11 protein-coding genes are annotated in these 6,950 nt (G+C 39.1%); 9 read left to right on the top strand and 2 right to left on the bottom strand.

The features are described 5' to 3' along the window. Positions 1-102 precede the first annotated feature (102 nt). Entirely contained in the window at positions 103-1,437 is a 1,335-nt protein-coding gene (locus L2764_RS25140) for an ISNCY family transposase (RefSeq protein WP_248943105.1), read from the top strand. A gap of 6 nt (positions 1,438-1,443) precedes the next feature. Here L2764_RS25140 and L2764_RS25135 read toward each other — a convergent pair whose 3' ends face one another. After that, the gene (locus L2764_RS25135; RefSeq protein WP_248943104.1) at positions 1,444-2,034 is read right to left on the bottom strand and encodes a tyrosine-type recombinase/integrase; all 591 of its coding nucleotides are present in this window, start codon (positions 2,032-2,034) and stop codon (positions 1,444-1,446) included. A gap of 126 nt (positions 2,035-2,160) precedes the next feature. On the opposite strand from L2764_RS25135, the gene L2764_RS25130 reads away from it, so the two are divergent. From L2764_RS25130 to L2764_RS25110, 5 genes are all read left to right on the top strand, one after another. Beyond that, positions 2,161-2,487, top strand: a complete 327-nt coding sequence (locus L2764_RS25130) for a hypothetical protein (protein WP_248943103.1) — start codon at positions 2,161-2,163, stop codon at positions 2,485-2,487. Between the two features lie 83 nt (positions 2,488-2,570). Then, complete coding sequence (locus L2764_RS25125) at positions 2,571-2,942, top strand: hypothetical protein (RefSeq protein ID WP_248943102.1); 372 nt, start codon at positions 2,571-2,573, stop codon at positions 2,940-2,942. Positions 2,943-2,977: 35 nt separating this feature from the next. Further along, the gene (locus tag L2764_RS25120; protein ID WP_248943101.1) at positions 2,978-3,220 is read left to right on the top strand and encodes a hypothetical protein; all 243 of its coding nucleotides are present in this window, start codon (positions 2,978-2,980) and stop codon (positions 3,218-3,220) included. Positions 3,221-3,225: 5 nt separating this feature from the next. Further along, positions 3,226-3,489 carry a hypothetical protein gene (locus L2764_RS25115; protein WP_248943100.1) on the top strand — a complete coding sequence of 88 codons (264 nt, stop codon included), beginning with the start codon at positions 3,226-3,228 and terminating at the stop codon, positions 3,487-3,489. 8 nt (positions 3,490-3,497) lie between these two features. Continuing rightward, positions 3,498-3,932, top strand: a complete 435-nt coding sequence (locus tag L2764_RS25110) for a thermonuclease family protein (protein ID WP_248943099.1) — start codon at positions 3,498-3,500, stop codon at positions 3,930-3,932. Here the strand turns inward: L2764_RS25110 and L2764_RS25105 are convergent. Beyond that, on the bottom strand, positions 3,929-4,201 hold the full coding sequence (locus L2764_RS25105) for a hypothetical protein (RefSeq protein ID WP_248943098.1): 273 nt from the start codon (positions 4,199-4,201) through the stop codon (positions 3,929-3,931). The genes L2764_RS25110 and L2764_RS25105 overlap by 4 nt on opposite strands. A gap of 364 nt (positions 4,202-4,565) precedes the next feature. On the opposite strand from L2764_RS25105, the gene tnpA reads away from it, so the two are divergent. From tnpA to tnpC, 3 genes are read left to right on the top strand one after another with little or no spacing between them, the layout of a single operon-like run. Next, a complete protein-coding gene (gene tnpA, locus L2764_RS25100; protein ID WP_248943097.1) occupies positions 4,566-4,856 on the top strand; it encodes an IS66 family insertion sequence element accessory protein TnpA in 291 nt (96 codons plus the stop codon). Beyond that, the gene (gene tnpB / locus L2764_RS25095; protein WP_248943096.1) at positions 4,856-5,200 is read left to right on the top strand and encodes an IS66 family insertion sequence element accessory protein TnpB; all 345 of its coding nucleotides are present in this window, start codon (positions 4,856-4,858) and stop codon (positions 5,198-5,200) included. Before tnpA ends, tnpB begins: the two co-directional genes overlap by 1 nt. A gap of 27 nt (positions 5,201-5,227) precedes the next feature. Further along, on the top strand, positions 5,228-6,790 hold the full coding sequence (tnpC, locus tag L2764_RS25090) for an IS66 family transposase (protein WP_248943095.1): 1,563 nt from the start codon (positions 5,228-5,230) through the stop codon (positions 6,788-6,790). The last annotated feature ends 160 nt before the right edge of the window (positions 6,791-6,950 follow it).

Here is a 6,950-nt window from a genome sequence, read left to right as displayed (position 1 = left end):
TCCAATATAGTAATGTCACATTTCCCCAATTTAGAGATGTCACATTCTGCTATGCTGAGTAGACATAATCCAGCATATTAGATTGGTGTCATGTTAATTACGATGAGTGAAGAAGAACTGCACCGCATTGGTGTTATTAAGGACGTTTGCAATAAACAATTAACCCAACTGGCCGCCGCGTCGAATTTAGGACTCACTCGCCGTCACATCCAAAGATTGGTGAATCAATTTCGTCAAGATGGTGATGTTGGCCTAGTGTCTAAACGCCGAGGACTGCCCAGTAATCGCCGCTTCTTACCTGAGTTTCGAGAGAAAGTCTTAACGCTGGTTAAGCAAAAATACGCGGACTTTAAACCGACCTTTGCCTGTGAAAAGTTAGCTGAATTACATGGTATCAAACTATCCAGTGAAACCTTAAGGCAATGGCTGATCACCGAGGGTTTATGGCGGGTTCGTAGGCGTAAACAGAAAAAAGTTTATCAACCCCGTTATCGACGTGAATGTTATGGTGATCTTGTTCAAATTGATGGCTCTCACCATGATTGGTTTGAAGGTCGCGCCCCTAAATGCTGTTTGTTAGTTTTTATTGATGATGCAACCAGTAGTCTGATGTCATTACGTTTTTGTGAGTCAGAAACTAGCTATGATTACATGAATATTACCCGTGAATACATTGATAACTATGGAAAACCCACCGCTTTTTATAGCGATAAACATTCAGTCTTTAAGGTTAATTCGCCTAGTCGAAAAAGCAGTAAGCAGATGACCCAATACGGGCGAATTTTGTATGAGCTCAATATTGAATTGATTTGTGCCAACAGCTCACAAGCTAAGGGACGAGTCGAGCGAGCCAATAGAACACTCCAAGACCGCCTGATTAAAGAAATGCGTCTTGCAGGGATTAATACCATCGAAGAAGCCAATGCATGGCTTCCAGAGTTTATGGCGGACTTTAATCGCCGCTTTGCGTGTTCAGCTTATTCTTCACAAGATGCGCATCGTCCTGTGCAAGAATCTGCTATTGAATTAGATGATATGTTTACCAGACAAACTAGCCGTAAAGTCTCAAACTCATTAACACTACAATACGACAAAATTATTTACCTTCTTGATCCAACAGAGAAAGCTAAGCGGCTAGTCAACAAAGCCGTCATGATTTATGACTACCCTGATGGCACAATTTCGCTTCGATATTGTGGAGAAGAACTGACATACAGTATATTTGATAAGCTAAGAAGTGTGCAGCAAGGTGACATCGTTAATAATAAACGTTTAGGGGCTGCATTGGCTTTTGCAAAAGAGAGCCAAGCAGAGCGAGAAAACACGTATGATCGGACGCGTAATGCAAGAAAAGGAAGCCGAAAAGCTCAAGTGAGGGCAATGAACCCACGCGTTGCCGACGAGGTTAAATTTAAGTCTAGTTTGACGCGGGAATAAAGCCCATTACCAAAGGCTTTCAAATCGAGCCCCAGCGATGCGAGTATAGTTCACAGTATGCTTAGGATCTCTATGGCCTAAATAATCTTGAATGAGTCTTAAATCATAGCCTTTATTTGCTAAATAATAACCACAAGAATGCCTTAGCATGTGTGGGTAAATTGGTGATATTGAGCATAGGTTAGCCGAACGCTTAATCATGTAGTTAATTGATTGCCGGGTTAAAGGTTGGTTTCGTTCGCTGATAAATAACCAGGGAAGAGTATCATTTCTTTTCGCCAAATAACGTTTAATCGCACGAAGCTCATCACCTGCAATAGGTTGCTCTACAGACAATCCATTTTTCAGTCGATTCACCCATAAGCGAGATTGAGATAAATTTAAATCAGTCAATTTTAATGAAATAAGTTCGCTCACTCGAAGCCCATGGCGGTACATCATTAATAAGCAAAGATAATCACGGATCCCATGTCTTCCTTTTTTAGCAGCAGTCAAAAGCTGAGCAATTTCATTTTGTGTTAAAAAATTCTTGTTCTTCTCATGACCATTAGTTACTGCATCAATCTCACTTTTTACATTTCGCCCGTTGAACATCATGATCCTGCTTTACTGTAAACCCTATCGGGACTATACCTTACTTATCTCACTTTTTACAAAAAGCGCCTTTTGTAAAAAGTGAACTTTCCCTGTTTACATTATCTATTTTCTTCATGGAGGAAAAATATGTCGCAACCAGAACTGGATGAACGAGAAGATCCAATGGCTGAAATAGTGGCTAAAATACACGCAAGAGAATGTAAAAAATTAATTATAATGAATGATATAGAAAGGGCTTTGGTTTATTGCACAAGAGTCGATATTATCCCTCCGGCCTGTTCGTTAACGGGAACATCACCGAATGCAGAGAAATTAAGAAATCAAGCCATCCATTTAGTCACGGACTTCCAATGGTGGCGGCGTCAACTGAAACAAAGAGAAAGTGATAGGGCAGAAGAAAAACGCGCTCAACTCGCTGCTGATTTTTTATCCAACAAATTAAAGCCGTTATGAGGATTAAATAGACAAAAGGCTAATGTATGTTTGTTGAGCTATCATTAAGTCTATAACTACTTATTTTATATTGTTGTCATTTTATGGAATATTTATATCGTGGCATAACAAAGACACGTTATCAGGAACAAGGACGCAATCTTGTTTGTCAGAACTCCGCTGCGGATTTAACCCACTATTACGATACCATTATCCCTCATTCAGGCATTGCTTCCACGAGTGATTTTAAGAAAGCAAAATTTCATGCTTTGCATGGAGGATTAGTAAAACAAGGCTATGTGTTTAAATTATCGATAGCGTCATTGGATAAAGAAGATATTTCAATATTTCATGTCAGCGATTTGGTGCCCGATTATATGTATTCAGACGTTGATGAATACGTTATCTCCTTGTTAGGTATTGAGAATAAATCAGATGAAATCGTCATTGATGTTATACCCGTCTCATCGTGTTAGGGTTGTAATGGATGGTGATATAAGGATGGAAAAACATGTCGTTGTTTGGGCCTCAAGTGACCTTGGTTGCTGAAATACATGCTCGAGAATGTGGCACTATTTTATTTCTTAAAGGCGTGGAACACGCTATTGCCTATTGTCATAAAGTGAATGTCATTCCTCCTGTTTGTTTGCTCGAATTCCCTCCTTTAAACGAAGCTGACGTGATGAATGCGACCCAACAACTGAGGGATATCAATTGGTGGATTGACGTCAACACTCTCAATAGAATGGATTAAATATCATGGATGAATTATTTTTAGAAATACATTATAAATCAGATGGTTATATAATATCCGAAAAAGGAGATATTTTACCTTTTATCGATAAGCTTCAAGAGTGCTTATCTTCAAATGTCATGATAACGGATATTGATTTCCCATTATCAGAATTACGCTGCTATGTACGACAGCTTCAGGTAACGAAAGATGTGAAATATCATCGTTTATCCCTTGATAGATTAGACACTTTAAAAGCTAATGCTATAAAATCAGGATATTATCAATAGGTTGTCATATGAAATCACTCAGTTTGTGTAATTATTTCATCTTCCTTATGTTGTTTTTAAGTCACTATCCGTTGATTGTTTTGGCTGAGGAAGAGTCTAACTCCGTTACGGTTTTATCCGTAAAAGAGGTCTTTAGTGGGAGTCAATTTAAAGCTTATTTTCCGGAACGATTGAGTGCGAAAAGTATACGTGTGAGAGGCGTAGAAACGCCTAAAATAAAAGGTTTATGTGATGGTGAGATAACAGCAGCTCTTCAAGCAAAACAATTTGTTCGTTACTATTTAGATAATGCTGAAAAAATTGTATTGGTCGATTTCGTCAAAGAAAAATACAATAAAACGTTAGCTACTGTTTATGTTGACGATGTTAATTTAGCTAACGTATTAATTTATAATGATTTAGGTAAAGTATGGTCAGGTCAGCAAGTAGATTGGTGTAATTAATCATTATCAGTAAAGCAAATTTCAAAGTCATTTTCCTCTTCATTTTCAGAGAAAATAACTTGTAATTTCAAGTTAATATGACTAAATTTATTTTCTTCGGTAGCACTGCCAATTATCATCGCTTTATTTTCAGTAAGATAATAGTAAAAATAATTAATATTCAATGCTTTAGTTTTGAATGCGTCAGCAATCTGCATCTTTAAATTTTCAATATTTAATCCATGATATTTCAATGCGATATAGAATTCCTTTTTTGTTACTGACTCCATATTCAACCTTTTTGTCTATATGTAATTAGAAGGATAGATAATTAAAACAAACTGTCAAAGCTAACTTAACATGATTAATTACACCGTCATTCATGATTTTCTATCTAGTCTATAATTTAAAAGGGTTATTTTTCATAATTAAAACATTTAAATAACAAGGATTAGTAATGAACAGTTTTAATGAAAAATATAAATGTTGCGATATTTCTATTTCTGGAATAAATCAAATTGGAAATACAAAAAAGTGGACCTTTACTTTCTGGATATATATTCATACAAATGATGTAAGCGATCAATATAGGACGTCTTCCTAAGACTAATTTTCATGGCTAATCTCAGGGTAAATCCAATACTGAGAATACTCATGACTAAGCCTCACCTCACTGACTTACAGAAATCAACGCTCCTGGATAAATGGTGCTCAACGCCTTTATCTATGCAGGACTTTTGTCATCAGGAAAATATTTCAATATCCTCTTTTAATCGTTGGCGACAACAGTTAACCGCACCTTCAGAAATCCATGATGCCAGCACTGATTGGATAGAAATCGAACCCTCGAAACAAGGCGAGCCCTCCGTATTACCTGACCCAACATCAAATTGGAATGTTGAGCTCGTACTCCCTGGGGATATCATTTTACGCATCCGTTACTGATGTTATTGCCTAGCCCTGACTTACGTATTTGGCTGTATGCTAAACCCGTCGATATGCGCAAACAGTTTGATGGCTTAATCGTGTTAGCTAAACATCAACTCCATGCCTCTCCCATGAGCGGTGAGTTGTTTGTCTTTATTAATCGTAAGCAGACGATGATGAAAGTCTTGTATTTCAGCAGCGGAGGCTACTGTTTATGGAGTAAACGCTTAGAGTTAGGGCGGCTTCATCACGTTGAAGGTGATGGTGATAAAATCAATCTAACTTGGACTCAGCTACAGTGCCTCATCGAAGGTATTAATTGGCAAAAACAAGTAAAAAGTAGGCGGTTTAACTCGTTATAACTGACTGTTTTTGGTATAATATTAACCATGAAATCACCTTCTGATACTGCACTATTACTCTCTAATTTTGAGCTTGTCCAAGCTCAAAATATATTGCTGTCAGAAAAAGTACTCTCACTCCAACAGCAACTCGACTGGTTTAAGCGTCAGTTATTTGGCCGTAAGTCTGAAAAACTTGTAGAGGACAACCCTAATCAAGCGGTCTTATTTGAACGTCTTAAGTCTGGGGAGCCTACGCCTGAAGAAAAACAACAGATATCCTATACTCGCTCAACAAAAAAACGCACCGGCAATGAAGTAAATGATACGGGTTTGCGATTTGATGACACTGTCCCAACTAAGGTTATTGACCTTAAGGCGCCAGAGCTTGAGGGTGATAATGCTGAGCATTATGAGGTTATTGGTCATAAAGAGACGCACCGATTAGCTCAGCAGCCAGGAAGCTACACCATTCTTATCTACAAGCGCCCCATCGTCCGTCACAAAACAGAGCATTACCTTAATACGCAACCGGCCCCCGAGAACGTGTTTGATGGTTGCTTTGCTGATGTTTCTGTTATCGCCGGTATAATGGTTGACAAAGGGGTGTATCATTTACCCTTGTATCGCCAGCACCAAAGAATGCTTGATAGTGGCGTTCAGGTAAGCCGGGCGACCCTCATAAATTGGGTCAAACGGGGTATTGAGCTGCTAACACCTATCTACCAAGCGATGCTAAAAAATATCCTCACCAGCTCTGTACTGGCGATGGATGAAGTACCAATGAAAGCGGGCCGTAAAGCGAAAGGAAAGATGAAGCAAACTTACTTTTGGCCCATTTACGGTGAAGATGATGAAGTCGCTTTCACTTGGTCACAAAGTCGTGGTGGTCAGCATGCTAAGGCACAGTTAACCGGTTTCAAAGGGGTATTGTTGAGTGATGGTTACCAAGCTTACACCAGTGTGATAAAGACCTTGAATAATGACAACGAAGCTAACATCGTTCATGCCACCTGTTGGGCTCACACAAGGCGTTACTTCGATAGAGCCCTGCTGATGGAGCCTGAATTGGCCAAGGACGCGATAAAGCAAATCGGTAAGCTTTATAAAATAGAACAACATATCCGTGACCATCTCATTTATGCCGATGAAATCCTCGCATATCGACAAAAGTTCAGTGAGCCTATTGTCGACAGTTTTTTCAAATGGCTTTATGACCAACGGCAACGACCGGATATTTTGCCGAGTAATCCGTTAAGTAAAGCCCTTGGTTATGCACTCGATAGACAAGCAGAGCTCAAGGTTTTCTTGAGTTACCCTGCTGTGCCTATCGATACCAATCACTTAGAGCGTGCGCTGAGGGTGATCCCCATGGGTCGGAAAAACTATCTGTTCTGCTGGACAGAGCTGGGTGCAGAGCAATTAGGAATGCTGCAAAGTTTACTCGTCACCTGCCGTCTGCAAGGGATTAATCCTTATACTTATCTCGTGGATGTACTGCAACGAGTCAGTCAGCATCCGGCTTCACAAGTTGAAGAGCTGACACCCCGAATGTGGAAGACCAAATTCGGTGGTAATCCCCTTACATCTGACTTAATGCAGACTTATTAATCTCTTGCAAGACCGTCCTATATTGATCGCTTACATATCAAGTGACTATGAAACACCTGACATAAAAAGTTTAGTAGAGAAATTATTTATATCCAATTACTAATAATGTGACATTTCTACTTTGCTCAGTATGTGACATTACTAACTTGCCTTAACAGCG

The sequence above is a fragment of the Shewanella surugensis genome (assembly GCF_023284005.1).
Taxonomy (GTDB): Bacteria; Pseudomonadota; Gammaproteobacteria; order Enterobacterales; family Shewanellaceae; genus Shewanella; species Shewanella surugensis.
The sequence above is the reverse complement of the archived record's forward strand: the minus strand, read 5'-3'. Positions and strand labels throughout refer to the sequence as shown.

Bases quoted from the DNA above. Each gene is read 5' to 3' on its own strand.
- L2764_RS25140 (WP_248943105.1), top strand. From the start codon at position 103: ATGAGTGAAGAAGAACTGCACCGCATTGGTGTTATTAAGGACGTTTGC.
- L2764_RS25135 (WP_248943104.1), bottom strand. From the start codon at position 2,034: ATGATGTTCAACGGGCGAAATGTAAAAAGTGAGATTGATGCAGTAACT.
- L2764_RS25130 (WP_248943103.1), top strand. From the start codon at position 2,161: ATGTCGCAACCAGAACTGGATGAACGAGAAGATCCAATGGCTGAAATA.
- L2764_RS25125 (WP_248943102.1), top strand. From the start codon at position 2,571: ATGGAATATTTATATCGTGGCATAACAAAGACACGTTATCAGGAACAA.
- L2764_RS25120 (WP_248943101.1), top strand. From the start codon at position 2,978: ATGTCGTTGTTTGGGCCTCAAGTGACCTTGGTTGCTGAAATACATGCT.
- L2764_RS25115 (WP_248943100.1), top strand. From the start codon at position 3,226: ATGGATGAATTATTTTTAGAAATACATTATAAATCAGATGGTTATATA.
- L2764_RS25110 (WP_248943099.1), top strand. From the start codon at position 3,498: ATGAAATCACTCAGTTTGTGTAATTATTTCATCTTCCTTATGTTGTTT.
- L2764_RS25105 (WP_248943098.1), bottom strand. From the start codon at position 4,201: ATGGAGTCAGTAACAAAAAAGGAATTCTATATCGCATTGAAATATCAT.
- tnpA (WP_248943097.1), top strand. From the start codon at position 4,566: ATGACTAAGCCTCACCTCACTGACTTACAGAAATCAACGCTCCTGGAT.
- tnpB (WP_248943096.1), top strand. From the start codon at position 4,856: ATGTTATTGCCTAGCCCTGACTTACGTATTTGGCTGTATGCTAAACCC.
- tnpC (WP_248943095.1), top strand. From the start codon at position 5,228: ATGAAATCACCTTCTGATACTGCACTATTACTCTCTAATTTTGAGCTT.